This window comes from Bacillus cereus group sp. N11 (assembly GCF_016483605.1).
GTDB classification, from domain to species: domain Bacteria; phylum Bacillota; class Bacilli; order Bacillales; family Bacillaceae_G; genus Bacillus_A; species Bacillus_A toyonensis.
Map to the genome: position 1 here is coordinate 228182 of NZ_JAEHBN010000007.1, position 17010 is coordinate 245191.

Consider the following 17010-nt stretch of genomic DNA (forward strand, 5'->3'; position numbering starts at 1 on the left):
CCACTATTTAGTTTCCCCATACTCCTGCCTATTAACTTTGGAAGAATTTGGTAATGAATACAAAAAAGACCTCTGCCGTTAATAGGCAAAGGTCTTGCTAGACATATGTAATAAAAATGCCAACAAAGCCGGAAGAACTAAGTTCTACGTAATGACGACTTTGTTTCCAAGAAATATTCTTGGACGCTACTCCCCTTTGGAGATATGCTATTGTACTCTCATTATATGGATAATTTATACGGTTGTCAACCTGTTAAAATATCTTCGTTCGGATATTTTATTTTCCGGTTCTTTTTACGTGCAAATGAAAAAGCCAATGTTAACGGTCCCATTTTTCCAAAAAACATCATAAAGATAATAATAGCTTTTCCAATTATCGTTAAGTGTGGTGTTAAATTCATACTGAGACCGACTGTTCCAAATGCTGAAAATACTTCGAAAGCACTCATCAATAGAGGAACTCGCTCAGTAATACTTAAAATTAAAATAGCAGCAAAGATAAATGAAATGGAAATAATAGTAATGGTCAATGATTTGACAATGAGCGTATCTTTAATGGATTTTTTAAACACAACAATATCATCTTGTTCTTGTAAAAATTTAAATACGCCAAAAAACATAATTAAAAATGTTGTTAACTTAATTCCACCACCAGTTGAAGCACTACCAGCACCAATAAACATAAGAAGCATCATTAATAAAAGGGAAGGTTTTGTTAATGCAGAAATATCAACGGTATTAAATCCGGCAGTGCGCGTTGAAATTGCTTGGAAATAAGCAGCCATTCCTTCTTCAAATGGGGTAAAACCTCTCATAGAAAAAGAATTATGAAACTCGAATATGAAAATAAAAACGGTAGCAATAATATTGACGATTAGAGTAGAAGAGAGCATGAGTTTTGAATGTAATGTAAGGTTTTTAAAGTTCTTTTTTCGTTTTATATCTATGATCACTGTAAAACCGATTCCACCTAAAATAATGAGAGAAGAAATAACGAGATTGACGAGAATACTATGAGAATGGGACATTAAATTATCGCTCCACACAGAAAAACCGGCGTTGTTAAAGGCAGAGATCGAATGAAAAAAACTATAATAGAACCCTTTAGCAATTCCGTATTTTGGTACCCATTCAAAAGAGAGGAGCAAAGTAGCAATACATTCTACTGTAAAAGAGAATAGAAATAATGCTTTGGCAAGACGAATGACACCGCCAATATTCGTTTGATTTAGTGCTTGTTGTAACAAAATTCGGTTCTGAAGACCGATTTTTCTGCCAAGCATAATTGCAATTAAAACAGCAAAGCTCATAATGCCAAGACCGCCAACTTGTATAAGTGTTAAAATTACACATTGGCCAAATAAGGTAAATACTTTTCCAGTGTCCACAACACCAAGCCCTGTAACTGTACAAGCAGAAACCGTTGTAAATAAGGCATCGAGCCATGAAATAGATGTTGTTGTAGCAATTGGTAGTTTTAATAAGCATGTGCCGACAAGTGATAATACAATAAAAGATAGAGTAAGAACACGAGGAGGGCTCATGCTAATATTAATCCGTTTCATCTCACATATCGTTCCTTTCAGTTTGTTCTTACTAGTATGTGAAAAAGCGCTATTATGTATGTTGCAAATAGAAAGAGGCAGAGAATATCTGCCTCTAAGCCATATGTTATAGTATTATCCGCGTAATTGTTGTTGAGCTAAAGCAACAAGACGTTTTGTTACTTCGCCGCCAACTGAACCGTTAGAACGAGATGCTGTATCTGAGCCTAAGCTAACACCGAATTCTTGTGCAATTTCATATTTAAATTGTTCAAGTGCTTGTTCTGCACCTGGAACTAGTAATTTGTTTGTTTTTACCATGTTGACACACATCCTTTTGAGTAGTCCAGTTCAGCTAAGTTAAGTACTATCTAAACTGGTAATGTTATTTTATGTGGAAACGATGTACTCATACCCGGAAGTAATCGGTGTGATTAGAAGTTCTTGGATAGAAAAAAGAGTAGCAAAATTGCTACTCTTTTTTCAGTATTGTCGCTGTACCTTCCACGACAATATCATCGGATTGATTGTAGATGTTTGTTTGTAATGTAATGATTTTTTTATCATCCCGTTTTTTAATAACTTCTGCCACTACACGAAGTGTATCGCCGATTTTGACAGGAGCACGGAATGAAACGTTTTGGGATAAATAAATCGTATTTTTGCCTGGGAGTTTCGTTCCAAGAACGGTAGAAATAAAACTTGAAACGAGCATACCGTGAGCAATACGTTCTTTAAACATTGTCGTTTTTGCAAAAGAGTCTAAAATATGAATAGGATTTACATCTCCAGTCAATTTTGCAAAATTGATAACGTCCTCATCCGTAATTGTTTTTGTTAGAGATGCTTGATCACCGACTTGAATCTCATCATAACGAAGCTCCGGAACAGTTTGTGCTTCTTGGAATGGATTCATTTTGTCCTCCTTCTTTTCCATATCGAAAAATGTAAGCCATCTTGATGTAGTAGGAGGAAGAAAGAGTTTTGTTTGTGCTGCAGTTAGTTGCCACATTTTTCTTACTTGATGGAAGTAAATAGATTTTTTGAGTTTTCCTCGAACTGCTTTGCGAGTTCTAGTTGTTTGGACTTGAACTCTCCCAAAAAAACTTCTAACTGTTTTTGAACCTCTTCGCGTTGCGATTGTTGTTGTTCTATAAAGTGTTTTGTTGTTTCTTCAAATTGACCGCTAGTTTGAGTAAGAATAGACAAAGATGTTTTTGTAGGAGAAACAGTAAGTTGATGCATTTGAGTAGAAAGCTCATTCCATTTCCCTTGCCACTCGTTAATTTGATCATTTAAGGAGTTTCCAGTTAATTGCTTCACGTAATCTGTATATTGGTTATTGAACTGAGCTGTGAATTGTTGTAGTTCTTTTTCTAGTTCATTTACTCCTGATGTTAATTTATGCAAAGCGTCTTGTTGTTGTTTTAACGTTTCTAAAGTAAGTTGCTCTAATTGTTTCCCAGCTGAAGAGAAGAGGGAAAGAGATTGAGACCAGTTTTTCCAAAATGCATCGACTAATTCGTATGGTTTAGTTTCCATTGTTTGACCTCCAAATGTTTTTTTGCATATTGTGAACGCAGATTACTCTGCTGTACCACCAGGTGAAGATGAAGAATCCTTTTCATCCTTTTCTGGAGAAGTAGAAAATGGAAAGAATGCATTGGTGTATAACGTGAAAAACGTCCGCAACATATTTTGATAATGTTCAAAAGAAGTCGCACATGTTGATAAATATTGCTCTCCATATTCAGTTAAAGAATAAATTCTTTTTGCTGGCCCTCCATCGCTTGTATCCCAAGTAGAAGAAATAAGGTTTTCTTTTTCTAACTTGCGTAGTGTTCTATAAACATTACCTTGGTCAACAGAAGAAAAGCCGATGTCCATTAGCATTTGAATGAGTTTGTAACCATGAAGACTCCAGTCTTTTAGACAGAGAAGTAAGAAAGGAACTAAGAAGTTTTTTGGCATGGAGTTTGGTTGTTTCGCTTGGTTTTTTTCCAAACTTTCTGGGTGTTCTGGTTCATTATGTAGCATGATTGTGCATCACCTCATGAATCAGTTAGATGGAATTTTTTGCTTATAAGTGCAATTTACACCTATCTGTTTTTAATGTCAATACATTTGTTGGAAAATAAAGAAAAATAAAATATAGACTTGAAGTTTTATTCAGAATATTAGAAAATAGTGAATAGGTTGAATTGTTTCAAAAACAAAAAAGGGAGTGTAGGCGAAGTGATTGATCAAAAATTCGATCCATTGCAAGCATGGAAAAATGCTTATGAACAAACCGAAACATTTTGGGGAAAAGCGCTCAATGAAACAATTAAAACAGAAGAATATTCTGCTTGGATGGGCAGCGTTCTAGACTTGAATTTGTTTTATCAAAAAGCATTAAATGATACGACAAAAAGTTATTTAGAACAAGTGAACGTGCCAACGAAAGAGGATATCGCTAGAGTAGCTACGCTTGTTATTAACTTAGAAAATAAAGTTGATAATATTGAGGAAGTTCTAGAAGAGAAAGTGGATTCGTTAGGACAAGCTCCTACATTAAAGCGTGATGTTACGAAAGTAAAACAAGATATTCGCACGTTAGAAGCGAAAGTTGATCAAATTTTAGAATTGCTAGAAAAGCAAAATGCAGTACTAGCTAAACTACAAGTACCTGTAAAAGAAGAAGTAAAGCCGGCGAATAAGCCAGAAAATAAAAAATGATAATAGCGTTTGTTTACAACGTGTAAAAGAGAGAGGGAGAATCTCTTTTTCACGTATAAACAACGAAACATAATTAATATATGGACTCTATTAGTATGAGTACCAAAATGATTCATAATAATCGTTCACAAATTCATTTAAGGGGGAAAAGAAATGGTTCAATTAAATGGCAAAGTAGCAATCGTAACAGGTGGGGCAAAAGGAATTGGAAAAGCAATTACAGTAGCATTAGCACAAGAGGGAGCAAAAGTAGTTATTAACTATAACAGCAGTAAAGAAGCAGCTGAAAACTTAGTAAATGAACTAGGAAAAGAAGGGCATGACGTTTATGCAGTTCAAGCGGATGTTTCTAAAGTAGAAGATGCAAACCGACTTGTAGAAGAAGCTGTGAATCATTTTGGTAAAGTTGATATTCTTGTTAATAATGCTGGTATTACAAGAGATCGTACATTCAAAAAATTAAATCGTGAAGATTGGGAGCGCGTAATTGACGTGAACTTAAGTAGTGTATTTAATACGACAAGTGCGGTACTTCCATACATATCGGAAGCAGAAGAAGGAAGAATCATTAGTATTTCTTCTATTATTGGTCAAGCTGGTGGATTTGGACAAACAAACTACTCAGCAGCAAAAGCAGGTATGCTAGGATTTACAAAATCATTAGCGTTAGAACTTGCAAAAACAAATGTAACTGTAAACGCAATTTGCCCAGGATTTATCGATACTGAAATGGTAGCAGAGGTACCAGAAGAAGTGCGTCAAAAAATCGTTGCGAAAATCCCGAAAAAACGTTTTGGACAAGCTGATGAAATTGCAAAAGGTGTAGTATACCTATGCCGTGACGGTGCGTATATCACTGGTCAGCAATTAAACATTAACGGTGGATTATACATGTAATGAAGTAAGAAAAAAGTGCATATCCATATCAGGAATGCACTTCTTTTTTTAGAAAGAAATCGACCGAAAAGGAGATAGAAAAATGACTACATTCGTAACAGAATGGGAAAAGCAATTGGAGTTGTACCCAGAAGAATATCGCAAAGCATATCGCCGTGTGAAAAGAGCGAGCGAAATTTTATTACGCGAACCAGAACCACAAGTTGGTTTAACACCGAAAGAGGTTATTTGGACGAAGAATAAAACGAAGCTTTATCGTTACATTCCAAAACAAGAAAAAACACAGAGAGTCCCAATCTTATTAATATATGCTCTTATTAATAAGCCATATATTATGGATTTAACTCCTGGAAATAGTTTAGTGGAATATTTAGTAGATCGTGGTTTTGATGTGTATATGCTTGATTGGGGCACATTTGGTTTAGAAGATAGTCATTTGAAATTTGATGATTTCGTGTTCGATTATATTGCAAAAGCAGTGAAAAAAGTAATGCGAACTGCAAAATCGGACGAGATTTCTTTACTTGGTTATTGCATGGGTGGAACGCTAACGTCTATTTATGCGGCACTTCATCCGCATATGCCAATTCGTAACTTAATTTTTATGACAAGTCCTTTCGATTTCTCTGAAACAGGATTATATGGTCCTTTATTAGATGAGAAATATTTCAATTTAGATAAGGCGGTTGATACATTCGGAAATATTCCGCCAGAAATGATTGATTTCGGAAATAAGATGTTAAAACCAATTACGAATTTTGTTGGTCCATACGTTGCTTTAGTTGATCGTTCAGAAAATGAGCGCTTCGTCGAAAGCTGGAAATTAGTTCAAAAGTGGGTTGGCGATGGCATTCCGTTCCCGGGTGAATCATACAGACAGTGGATTCGTGATTTTTATCAAAATAATAAATTGGTTAAAGGTGAACTCGTTATTCGTGGACAAAAGGTAGACCTTGCAAATATTAAGGCGAATGTCTTAAATATTTCCGGGAAACGTGATCATATCGCTCTGCCATGTCAAGTGGAAGCTTTACTAGATCATATTTCTAGCACAGATAAACAATATGTATGTTTACCAACAGGGCATATGTCTATCGTTTACGGTGGAACAGCTGTAAAACAAACATATCCGACGATTGGAAATTGGCTTGAAGAGCGTTCCAATTAAAAATAAAAAATCCAACTAGCGTTGTGTTAGTTGGATTTTTTTATGGAAAATAACAAAACATAGAAAGGAGAAATTTACATTTTAGGAGTATAATTATGAAGCTTATGACTGGTAAGTTGTTTTGGAATAGAGGAGTTTCTGTACCTTGTTATCCAACGTTAGAAAATGATATGATATGTGATGTGCTCGTAGTCGGAAGTGGCGAAGCGGGTGCTCATATAGCGTATTCATTAGCGAAGATAGGAATGCGTGTTACGCTCATTGAAAAAAGAGCAATTGCATGTGGTAGCACAGCTGCCAATACAGGTTTATTACAATTTCTTCATGATAAATCGTTAACCTCTCTTATTCATACATTTGGGAAAGTAAAAGGGGTACGAGCATATAGGCTTTGTTATGAAGCCCTTAGAACAATGGAGAAGGTTGTACCGACTCTCGATATTAATCCCCATTTTATTCCGCGAAATAGTTTGTATTATGCGAGTAGAGATGAGGATATTTCATTTTTACAAGAAGAATATAATACGTTACGCTATTATGAATTTCCGGTTGAATATTTTACAGAGTCTGATATTAAGAAACGTTATTCATTTGCAAAACAAGCAGCATTATATACAAGCGGTGACGCAGAAGTGAATCCATATTTGTTAGCACATAGTCTTTTGCATAAAGCAAAGCAAATGGGTGCTACTATATATGAACATACAGAGGCAATACATATTAAACGAATGCAAAATGATCTAATTTGTTACACGAAGACAGGAAATAAAATAGCAGCAAAGAATATTATTATGGCGACAGGTTATGAAGCGCTTTTTGGAAAGAAAGAAAAAAATACAATAGTAGAAACGTCTTATGCAGTTGTTACAAATAAGATAGATCAGTTCGAAGGTTGGCATGAGCAATCATTAATTTGGGAAACGGCACGGCCTTACCTATATTTTCGAACGTATCAAAACCGCATTATTGTAGGCGGGTTAGATGAGGTGCTGAAAATTCAAAATATCGGCGATTCGAAATTATTGCATAAGCGTGATATCCTTATTAATATTGTAAAAGAAATGTTCCCGCAATTTAATAATATACAGGCAGAGTACTATTGGGCAGCAGCATTTGGTGGTAGTCATGATGGTCTTCCTATTTTAAAAGAAGATAAAAAGATACATAATTTATATTACGCACTGCCATATGGGGGAAATGGAACTGTATACGGAATGGTATTTGCAAAACTATTTCAGCAGTTATTTACAAATAAAGAAAGTGATGATTTTTCTTTATTTAATCGATAGAAAAAAGGTAGCGAAGTGATGGAATGAGAGATATAAAAAAGTTTTTACAAAAATTACGTCCCGTACAACTTATTGTTTTGTTTTATTTATTAGCAGTAGTCGTATCGGTAATATTACTTAGTTTACCGTTTGTTACGAAGGCTGATGTGAAATGGACATTTATCGATGCCCTATTTACATCTGTTAGTGCGGTAAGTGTTACAGGACTTTCAGTTGTTACGATTTCAGATACGTTTACAACAGCAGGAATTATTGTATTAGCTCTAATTTTACAATTAGGCGGATTAGGCATCATGGCACTTGGCACATTCGTTTGGATTATAACGGGTAAAAAGATTGGTTTGCAGCGAAGAAGATTAATTATGGCAGACCATAATCAAGGAAATTTATCGGGTCTTGTAGAATTAATGCGTTCTATTTTAATTGTAATTATTTCGATAGAAATCATTGGAGCGATCCTGTTAGGTACAAGATTTTTACTGTACTTTCCGACTTGGCAAGAAGCTTATTTTCACGGTTTCTTTGCCGCTGTTAGTGCAACGACGAACGGTGGATTCGATTTAACAGGACAATCGCTAATCCCGTACAAAAAAGATTATATCGTTCAAATGATTCATATGTTACTCATTATTTTAGGAGCGATTGGCTTCCCTGTGTTAATGGAAGTGAAGCAATTTCTTAGTAAGAAGAGAGAACAACTTTTTCGTTTTTCGTTATTTACAAAATTGACGACAACAACATTTTTTGTACTTGTTGTTGTTGGAACCATCATGATTTTTTTACTAGAACGAAATCATTTTTTAGTAGGAAAGTCATGGCATGAAACGGTTTTCTATACGTTATTCCAATCTGTGACAACGCGAAGCGGTGGACTCGCTACAATGGATATACGTGAATTGTCACAACCAACGCTTTTGTTTATGAGTATATTAATGTTTATTGGAGCATCTCCAAGTTCGGTTGGGGGCGGGATACGTACGACAACATTTGCGGTTAGTATATTATCGTTATATACATTTGCAAGGGGCGGTAGAACGGTTCGAGTCTTTAAAAGACAGCTACATGAAGAGGATGTATTAAAAGCATCTGTCGTTATGACAATGGGAATATTATTATGTGCCACGGCACTATTTATTTTATCCATTACGGAAAATGTACCGCTTATGAGTTTGATTGTTGAAGTTTGTTCTGCTTTCGGGACGACAGGTTTATCGACAGGTATTACGCCAGATTTAACAACTGTTGGTAAACTTGTACTTATTGTACTCATGTTTATCGGACGCGTCGGTATTTTAACATTTATATTAGCTAGTGGTGGGAGAGAACAACCACCTCGCTATAAATATCCGAAAGAAAGAATTATTATTGGATAGCATGAAGCCATTCTACCTGCGTTAGGTAGAATGGTTTTTTTAATCGTTAATTCCGAATTGGGGATGCATAAAAGCTTCATTTTTATTATCAACTTCTTTTTTAAGTAATTCTTGATTTTCTTCTGCAATCCACCCGATATCATTTGTAGGATGGATCCATTCATCCCCAGCCATAATGGCAGGGTCTACCTCATCACTCCAATTGTTTAAGGGGCTGTTCTCGGAATTGTATTTACTGTCTCCAATTACAACATCATATTGATTTACAAAAGGTTGTTGCATCTTTTTTCCTGTTCCTTTAAAAGAAGGGAAGTTCATTTGATGAGGGAGCGTCTCGTCTAAAATTGGCGATTGGATTGTTTCTTTCTCTTTCAAAGTAATCGCTCCTTTTTGTAATGGTTTGTTCGTATGTAGTATTTCCATCTATAAGCTCTTATGTACTTGTTAACACTTGCCAGTAATAGTTATTTCAGATTGCTCCAAACTAGAGTAGAAAGTAATTTCTTGAAAGCAGGTGAACGTATTGGTAAAAAGAAAAGTGAAACAAAATGCGGCAATTAACAATAATAAAACTCCGAAAGAAAGCTTACCAGATGCAGAATTTGCATTAGAGTATGAAGGAGAAAACAGTGCAAAGTATGCAAATCGAAATTCAAAAAAAGGTAAACAAAAATGAGGCGTTTTTTACAAACGCCTCATTTTTTTGTGGGATTATAAAGGTTTTTTTAATTATTTGTAAATTTCATATTTTCTATTAGCAGAAAAATGTGAAAAAACATAGAAGTAGCAACGTATTACACAAAAACAAACAACAAACAAAAGATTAATGTTGGTTTAATACTGCTTTTACACTAATTGTTTATATTTGAGTTGTACATAAGATTTGTAAAAGGAGAGAGAGACAGTGAAAAAAACAATCTTTAAAGCTGTAGCAACTGGAATGGTATTTTCGTTATTAATGGGGTGTGGTGCAAAGAAAGAAGAAAGTGCTGGAGCAAAAGTGAAAGATGATAAATTATCTGGATCGTTAACTGTTTACACAGCGATTGAAGAAGAGCTTGTACCGATTTATCTTGATTCTTTCAAAAAGAAATACCCGGATGTGAAGTTGAACATTGTTCGTGATTCAACAGGAGTTATTACAGCGAAATTGCTAGCTGAAGGAAAAAATACACAAGCAGATGTTGTGTGGGGAACTGCGGCGTCTAGTCTATTAGCTTTAGAGAAAAAAGATATGTTAAAAGAATACTCTCCAAAAGGAGCGGATCGTGTCCTTCCGCAATTTAAAGATGATAAGAAACCTGAAAAATGGGTAGGTAATACTGCGTTTATGACGGGGATTGCTGTAAATAAAGAAGAATTAAAGAAGAAAAATTTACCGATGCCAGAATCATATGAAGATTTAACGAAACCAGAATATAAAGGAACACTTGTTATGCCACATCCAGCGTCTTCTGGAACAGGATTTTTAACAGTTTCTGCATGGTTGCAAATTATGGGTGAAGATAAGGGCTGGGATTACATGAAAAAACTTCATGATAATATGGCATCTTATACGCATTCCGGTTCAAAACCAGCGAAATTAGCAGGTGCAGGTGAATATCCAGTTGGTGTGTCAATGGTTTATAGCGCTTTAAAAGAGAAACAAAAAGGTGCACCAGTTGAAGTTGTACTGCCGAAAGAAGGACTAGGCTGGGAAGTAGAAGCGAACGCACTTATTAAGAAAGATAATGCGAAAAATGATAAATTAGCACAAGCGTTTTTAGACTGGGCAATTACAGATGATGTAATGAAGTTATACTTCGAGAAAAATGGATTTGCGACAATTAAAAATGACTATAAACTTCCAGATGGATTCCCGAAAGATGTGACAGAAAAGTTATACAAAAAGAATGACTTTAAATGGGCAGCAGAAAATCGCGACAAAATTTTAGAGCGTTGGGAAAAAGAGTTTGGTCAAAAAGCAGAACCGAAAAAGTAAGTGAGTGGGAGAGAGAAAAATGAGCGAATATTTATCAATTCAACACATTCAAAAACAGTTTGATGCATTTACAGCGTTAAAAGATATTTCTTTTACAGTGAAAAAAAATGAGTTTGTTTGTTTATTAGGCCCGAGTGGCTGCGGGAAAACGACGTTGCTTCGCATTTTAGCAGGGTTAGAAGAAGCGACAACAGGTAGTATAGCTGTGAATGGGAAAGATATTACAGCATTGCCGCCTGGTAAGCGGAATTTCGGAATGGTTTTTCAATCGTATGCATTATTTCCGAATTTAACGGCGCTTGAAAACATTGAATACGGCTTAAAGACAAAAAAATATGGAAAAGCAGAAGTAAAAGAGAAAGCGCTATTGGCGTTAGAACTTGTTGACTTACTGAATGTAAAAGATAAATATCCTGCTCAAATATCTGGTGGACAACAGCAGCGAGTAGCACTTGCACGTGCGCTCGCTCTGTCTCCCGATATTTTGTTACTAGATGAGCCGTTATCTGCTTTAGATGCAAAAGTGCGTGAAAAGTTGCGTAGAGAAATGCGTGATTTGCAAGAAAAAGTCGGAGTAACAACTATTATGGTAACGCATGATCAAGAAGAGGCATTAACGATGGCTGATAAAATTGTTGTAATGAATCATGCGGAAATTATGCAGATTGGAACACCAGAGGAGATTTACCAAAGACCAGCCAATCCGTTTGTGGCAGATTTTATTGGTTCTATTAATTTCTTTTCGAAAAATAATGAAGAACATGCAATTCGTCCTGAACATGTAACAGTTGTGCACAATAATGGTATGAAAACGGTTGTAGAAAGCATGGAATTCCGGGGGGCTGTATACCGGACGGAAGTGCGGGTCATAGAAGAGAAAACACACCTTCATAACGAGAAAATCGTAGTGGATATATTGGCATCAGAAGTAGAAGCAACTTCTATTAGGAAAGGAAAGCAAATTCAAATCTCTTTCTCAGAAAATCATATGTTGTCATATGGAAAGAAGGTCATTGTATAGATGGAGATGTTAGAAAATTATCAGGTAGAAAATACGAAAAAAAAGATTAAGAGACGTATCGGTAAAGAAGAGTGGATACAGAGACTAGTAATTATCGGTATGCTTCTTTCATTTCTTATCATACTTGTATTGCCTTTATTACAATTGTTTACACAAGCCTTTTACGATAAAGATGGAGCTTTCGTTGGTGTTGCGAATTTCAGTAAATATTTCACAACACCAACTTTAGTTCAGTCTTTACAAAATACAGTATGGATTTCGGGCGCAACAACAATTATTTCAGTTGCAATCGCATTCGTTTATGCATATGCAATTGCCCGTACGAATGTTTTTGGAAAGCGCGTATTTCAGTATGTAGCGTTATTACCATTGTTCGCACCAACGATGATGCACGGTATAGCACTTACATATTTATTTGGTAATCAAGGGCTAGTAACGAAAGGAATGTTTGGTTTATTTGAAGGTATACAAATCCCTTTATATGGACCAGTAGGAATTATAATAGCTGAAGTTATGTATACATTTCCGCAAGCATTCCTTATTTTATTAATTGCTTTTCAAGGATCTGACTATCGTTTATATGAAGCTTCTAATATGTTAGGAGCGAGTAAAACAAAGCAGTTTCTTACTGTTACTTTACCTAGTGTAAAGTACGGATTAATTAGTGCAATGTTCGTTGTATTTACACTTAGTTTCACTGATTTTGGGGCGCCAAAAATTGTAGGAGGACAATATAATGTGCTTGCTACTGACGTATATAAACAAGTAATTGGACAGCAAAATATGCCAATGGGGGCAACTGTCGGAATGATTTTATTAATCCCAGCTATCTTTGCTTTTGCAGTTGATCGTATTACGCAAAGAAAACAGGCGAATTTTTTATCTTCAAAAGCAGTACCTTACAGAATAATAAATAATAAGAAAAGAGATGTTATTTCGTTCGTATATTGTAGCGTAATAACGCTTATGATTATTCTTTTATTCGTTGCAGTTGGTATTGCTGCAAGTGTAAAAGTATGGCCGTATAATATGAGTTTTACATTTGAGCATTTTAATTTTTCAAGTTTAACGGGAGATGGACTTGAAGCGTTTAAAAATAGTGTAATTGTTTCAGCGGTTACAGCGGTTATTGGGGCAATTTTAACATTTGTGTTCGCGTATGCAATTGAGAAAATAGATCAGCTACAATTTTTCCGAAAAACAGGTTACTTTTTCTCTATCGTACCTTTAGCAATACCAGGTTTAGTACTTGGGTTAGGCTACGTTTTCTTCTTTAGTCAACCAACAATACAAATATTTGGACTTTCCGTAACGAACCCGTTTCATTCTCTATACGGAACAATTGCTGTGTTAGTACTAGTTAATATCATTCATTTTTATTCTGTAACATTTGTTACGGCAACGACAGCTTTAAAGAAATTAGATCGAGAGTTTGAACTAGTTTCACAGTCGATGGGGATCCCGTTTTATAAAACATTCTTTCGAGTTACGGTACCGATGTGTCTACCAGCCATTTTAGAAATGGTAATGTACTATTTCGTAAATTCCATGGTGACTGTCTCGGCAGTTGTATTCCTATACGCAGCTGATTTTAAACTAGCAGCTGTGTCAATTGTAAATATGGATGATGCAGGAAATGTGGCACCAGCAGCTGCGATGAGTGTACTTGTTGTTGTTACTAATATTGTAGTAAGAGTTGTATATGAATGGGGAACGAAAGCACTTCGTAACCGAACGTCAAAATGGCAACAAAGATAAAGTGAAACTTTAATCAGTGGGGGGCATCCCCCGCTGATTAATAGTTGAACCAATCGGACTTTTAAGGCAGTATGATTCCCGCATAACTTCTTTGCGAGGGGGAGTCTTACTGCCTGGCGAACAGCCAGATAAATAAGAAGGGTGATGGATAGAATGAAAATAGAAGCAGTTATTTTTGATTGGGCAGGTACGACAGTTGATTACGGATGTTTTGCACCACTGGAAGTATTCATGAAAATTTTTCATAAACGTGGTGTTGAAGTTACAGCAGAAGAAGCACGTAAGCCAATGGGATTATTAAAAATAGATCATGTAAGAGCACTAACAGAAATGCCTCGTATTGCGAATGAGTGGAAGCGTGTTTTCGGACAATTACCAACAGAAGCAGACATTCAAGAGATGTATAAAGAATTTGAAGAAATTCTCTTTGCTATTCTGCCAAACTATGCCACGCCAATTGATGGGATAAGAGAAGTGATGGCTTCATTACGTAAAAGAGGCATTAAAATTGGCTCAACAACTGGCTATACGAGAGAAATGATGGATATTGTTGCAAAAGAAGCAAAATTACAAGGGTATAAACCTGATTTTCTTGTGACGCCAGATGATGTTCCAGCAGGTCGTCCGTACCCGTGGATGTGCTATAAAAATGCGATGGAACTTGGTGTGTATCCGATGAATCATATGATAAAAGTGGGAGACACGGTGTCAGATATGAACGAGGGCAGAAATGCTGGGATGTGGACTGTTGGCGTAATTCTCGGTAGTAGCGAGCTCGGCTTAAGCGAGTGGGAAGTTGAAACTATGGATCCGGTAGAACTTCATGAAAAGATGGAAATAGTTCGTAATCGTTTCGTTGAAAACGGAGCTCATTTTACGATTGAAACGATGCAAGAACTCGAGAACGTAATTGAACATATCGAGAAACAAGAACTTATTATTTCATAAAAGGGGCAAAGGATCATGAATGGAAATCACTACTTATTATTAACGCCAGGACCATTGACGACAACAAAAACGGTAAAAGAAGTTATGCTATACGATTGGTGTACATGGGATGTTGAATATAACACAATGGTGCAAGATGTAAGAGCTAAACTTGTATCGTTAGCAACGAAAGAAGAAGAGAAATATACAACAGTTTTAATGCAAGGAAGCGGTACGTTTTCAGTTGAAGCAGTGATTGGTTCTGTCGTTCCTAAAAACGGAAAGCTTCTTGTTTGTACAAATGGTGCATACGGTAAGAGGATTGTGCAAATGGCAGAGATGTTACATATAAATGTGGTCGTGAGTCAAACAGAAGAGTGGGAACCTACTAATATTGCAGAAGTAGAAAAGTTATTGCAAGAAGATAAAGAGATTACTCATATTGCAGTAGTTCATTGTGAAACAACTACAGGTATTATTAATCCAATTGTAGATGTATGTAAATTAGGAAAGCGATACGAGAAGGTTACAATTGTTGATGCAATGAGTAGTTTCGGCGGGATTGAAATAGACATTGCTGATTTGCAAATTGATTTTTTAATTAGTAGTGCGAATAAATGTATTCAAGGTGTTCCTGGATTTGGTTTTGTTATCGCAAATCGTGATGAATTATTAAAGTGTAAAGGGCAAGCACGCTCTTTATCTCTTGATTTATATGATCAATGGGAAACGATGGAAGAGCAAAATGGGAAATGGCGTTTTACTTCACCTACGCATGTTGTACACGCTTTTTATCAAGCCTTGCTTGAACTAGAAAAAGAGGGCGGAGTAAGAGCACGTTGCAATCGATATTATAACAATCAAAAATTATTGGTCAACAGAATGAAAGAAATTGGATTTAAGTCATTAGTAGATGAAAAATATCAATCTCCTATTATTACATCGTTTATTTACTCAGAGGGATTTGAATTTCAGGAGTTATATAACGAGTTAAAGAAGTATGGATTTGTAATTTATCCAGGGAAAATTTCGAAAGTAGATACGTTCCGTATTGGAAATATCGGTGATGTACATGAGGAAGATATAAATCGTTTAGTTGATAGTATCGCCAAAGGAGTTGTTATAGGTTGAAAGTATTTTGCTTAGGTGGAGCAGGTAAAATTTGTCGTGAAGCGATTTTGGATTTAGTTCAATTTTCATCTTTTGAGACGATTACAGTAGCCGATTTTAACGAAGAAGAAGGCCGTAAAGTAGTAGAATGGCTCAACGATCCTCGTGTTGATTTTGTGAAAGTCGATGTGACAAATCATGAGGATACAGTTGCAAAAATGAAAGGCTATGACATTGTAATGGATGGTACGACGATAAAGTTAAATGGATTGTCTACTCGTTGTATTGCGGAAGCTGGGTGTCACGGTGTGAATTTGAATGGATTTGGTGAAGAAAATGAATCACATGCTATATTTGTTCAAAATGAAAAAACATGTTTACCCGGATTTGGTATGACACCAGGTGTAACGCAAATGATGGCCATGCATGCAGCAAAGCAGCTAGATACTGTAGAGTCTGTTCGTGTAAGTCACGGTTCGTATCGTCCAATTGCTTTTTCTGCATCAATTACAGAAACAACGACATATGAATATGATCCAAATTTACCATCGCGTACAGTATATGAAGATGGTAAGTTTAAGCAAGTACCTCCTTTTGCGCGACCAAGAGAAATTGAATTGCCAGCGCCTTATGGTAAAACAATGCAGTATATCATTCCGCATTCTGAAACGATTACGTTAGCAAAGGCACTAGAAAATAAAGGTGTCAAACTGATAGAGACGAGAGGAACTTGGCCAAAGAAAAATATGCAGCTCGTACGTGCTTTATATGATTACGGCATATTGCGTAATGATCAAATTGAAATAAACGGGAAAGAAATTGGCATTATGGATTGTATTTCGCAGTATTTATTACAATCGAAAGAAGGTCAAGAGACGGAAGTATACGGTTATGCACTTCATGTAGAAGTAGTAGGTATGAAAAACAATGAGAAACAGAGACATGTATTATATCATACACATCCGTTATCTGATGGATCTATTGTAGGATGGGAAAATTTAAGAGCTTATACGAGAAACGTCGGTATTCCATTTGGAATTGCTACCGAGTTAATTGCAAATGGGAATGTAAATAAAATGGGTGTTGTTACGCCTGAAGAAGCTTTTGAAAATCCACAACTTGTTTTTGATAAACTAGAAAAGCGCGGCATTTATATTCATGAAGAGGTTTTCACTTACAAAGAAAATTATAATTTTGTATAAGCAAGGAACTTTATGAGGTAGA

At 35.8% G+C, this 17010-nt stretch carries 18 protein-coding genes and 1 riboswitch; of the genes, 12 read left to right on the forward strand and 6 right to left on the reverse strand.

Annotation, left to right across the window (positions count from 1 at the left end; genetic code table 11):
- Positions 1–41 precede the first annotated feature (41 nt).
- A riboswitch (yybP-ykoY riboswitch) is annotated at positions 42–207 on the reverse strand.
- Positions 208–245: 38 nt separating this feature from the next.
- The 5 genes from JDS98_RS13960 to phaQ form a co-directional block, all read right to left on the reverse strand.
- Positions 246–1565 (reverse strand): TrkH family potassium uptake protein, encoded by a 1320-nt coding sequence (locus JDS98_RS13960; protein WP_000822354.1) that lies wholly within the window; start codon positions 1563–1565, stop codon positions 246–248.
- 114 nt (positions 1566–1679) lie between these two features.
- The gene (locus JDS98_RS13965; RefSeq protein WP_000241211.1) at positions 1680–1865 is read right to left on the reverse strand and encodes an alpha/beta-type small acid-soluble spore protein; all 186 of its coding nucleotides are present in this window, start codon (positions 1863–1865) and stop codon (positions 1680–1682) included.
- 151 nt (positions 1866–2016) lie between these two features.
- A complete protein-coding gene (locus tag JDS98_RS13970; RefSeq protein WP_001067920.1) occupies positions 2017–2460 on the reverse strand; it encodes a MaoC family dehydratase in 444 nt (147 codons plus the stop codon).
- 101 nt (positions 2461–2561) lie between these two features.
- Positions 2562–3086, reverse strand: coding sequence for a polyhydroxyalkanoic acid inclusion protein PhaP (phaP, locus tag JDS98_RS13975; protein ID WP_000448600.1), 525 nt, complete (start codon positions 3084–3086; stop codon positions 2562–2564).
- A 42-nt stretch (positions 3087–3128) separates the two neighbouring features.
- The gene (phaQ, locus tag JDS98_RS13980; RefSeq protein WP_000903016.1) at positions 3129–3581 is read right to left on the reverse strand and encodes a poly-beta-hydroxybutyrate-responsive repressor; all 453 of its coding nucleotides are present in this window, start codon (positions 3579–3581) and stop codon (positions 3129–3131) included.
- Between the two features lie 198 nt (positions 3582–3779).
- Between phaQ and phaR the strand changes: the two genes are divergently transcribed.
- From phaR to JDS98_RS14005, 5 genes are all read left to right on the forward strand, one after another.
- Positions 3780–4262 (forward strand): polyhydroxyalkanoic acid synthase subunit PhaR, encoded by a 483-nt coding sequence (gene phaR, locus JDS98_RS13985; RefSeq protein WP_000566959.1) that lies wholly within the window; start codon positions 3780–3782, stop codon positions 4260–4262.
- Positions 4263–4415: 153 nt separating this feature from the next.
- Positions 4416–5159 (forward strand): acetoacetyl-CoA reductase, encoded by a 744-nt coding sequence (locus JDS98_RS13990; RefSeq protein WP_000250411.1) that lies wholly within the window; start codon positions 4416–4418, stop codon positions 5157–5159.
- Between the two features lie 82 nt (positions 5160–5241).
- Positions 5242–6327 (forward strand): class III poly(R)-hydroxyalkanoic acid synthase subunit PhaC, encoded by a 1086-nt coding sequence (phaC, locus tag JDS98_RS13995; RefSeq protein WP_000206839.1) that lies wholly within the window; start codon positions 5242–5244, stop codon positions 6325–6327.
- 95 nt (positions 6328–6422) lie between these two features.
- Complete coding sequence (locus tag JDS98_RS14000) at positions 6423–7616, forward strand: NAD(P)/FAD-dependent oxidoreductase (RefSeq protein WP_098055180.1); 1194 nt, start codon at positions 6423–6425, stop codon at positions 7614–7616.
- 23 nt (positions 7617–7639) lie between these two features.
- The gene (locus JDS98_RS14005; RefSeq protein WP_001204698.1) at positions 7640–8989 is read left to right on the forward strand and encodes a TrkH family potassium uptake protein; all 1350 of its coding nucleotides are present in this window, start codon (positions 7640–7642) and stop codon (positions 8987–8989) included.
- 39 nt (positions 8990–9028) lie between these two features.
- Here JDS98_RS14005 and JDS98_RS14010 read toward each other — a convergent pair whose 3' ends face one another.
- Positions 9029–9412, reverse strand: coding sequence for a DUF3905 domain-containing protein (locus JDS98_RS14010; RefSeq protein WP_000404294.1), 384 nt, complete (start codon positions 9410–9412; stop codon positions 9029–9031).
- Positions 9413–9512: 100 nt separating this feature from the next.
- On the opposite strand from JDS98_RS14010, the gene JDS98_RS14015 reads away from it, so the two are divergent.
- The 7 genes from JDS98_RS14015 to JDS98_RS14045 all read left to right on the forward strand — a co-directional run bounded on the left by JDS98_RS14015 (position 9513) and on the right by JDS98_RS14045 (position 16988).
- Positions 9513–9665: a hypothetical protein gene (locus JDS98_RS14015; RefSeq protein WP_000240799.1), complete on the forward strand. Its 153-nt coding sequence runs from the start codon at positions 9513–9515 to the stop codon at positions 9663–9665.
- Positions 9666–9893: 228 nt separating this feature from the next.
- A complete protein-coding gene (locus JDS98_RS14020) occupies positions 9894–10970 on the forward strand; it encodes a putative 2-aminoethylphosphonate ABC transporter substrate-binding protein (protein WP_000750902.1) in 1077 nt (358 codons plus the stop codon).
- A gap of 19 nt (positions 10971–10989) precedes the next feature.
- The gene (locus tag JDS98_RS14025) at positions 10990–11991 is read left to right on the forward strand and encodes a putative 2-aminoethylphosphonate ABC transporter ATP-binding protein (protein ID WP_000006181.1); all 1002 of its coding nucleotides are present in this window, start codon (positions 10990–10992) and stop codon (positions 11989–11991) included.
- Complete coding sequence (locus tag JDS98_RS14030) at positions 11992–13749, forward strand: putative 2-aminoethylphosphonate ABC transporter permease subunit (RefSeq protein WP_000425537.1); 1758 nt, start codon at positions 11992–11994, stop codon at positions 13747–13749.
- A 153-nt stretch (positions 13750–13902) separates the two neighbouring features.
- On the forward strand, positions 13903–14697 hold the full coding sequence (gene phnX, locus JDS98_RS14035) for a phosphonoacetaldehyde hydrolase (protein ID WP_097957233.1): 795 nt from the start codon (positions 13903–13905) through the stop codon (positions 14695–14697).
- 15 nt (positions 14698–14712) lie between these two features.
- Positions 14713–15807, forward strand: a complete 1095-nt coding sequence (gene phnW, locus JDS98_RS14040) for a 2-aminoethylphosphonate--pyruvate transaminase (RefSeq protein ID WP_199631460.1) — start codon at positions 14713–14715, stop codon at positions 15805–15807.
- A complete protein-coding gene (locus tag JDS98_RS14045) occupies positions 15804–16988 on the forward strand; it encodes a saccharopine dehydrogenase family protein (RefSeq protein WP_199631459.1) in 1185 nt (394 codons plus the stop codon). Before phnW ends, JDS98_RS14045 begins: the two co-directional genes overlap by 4 nt.
- The last annotated feature ends 22 nt before the right edge of the window (positions 16989–17010 follow it).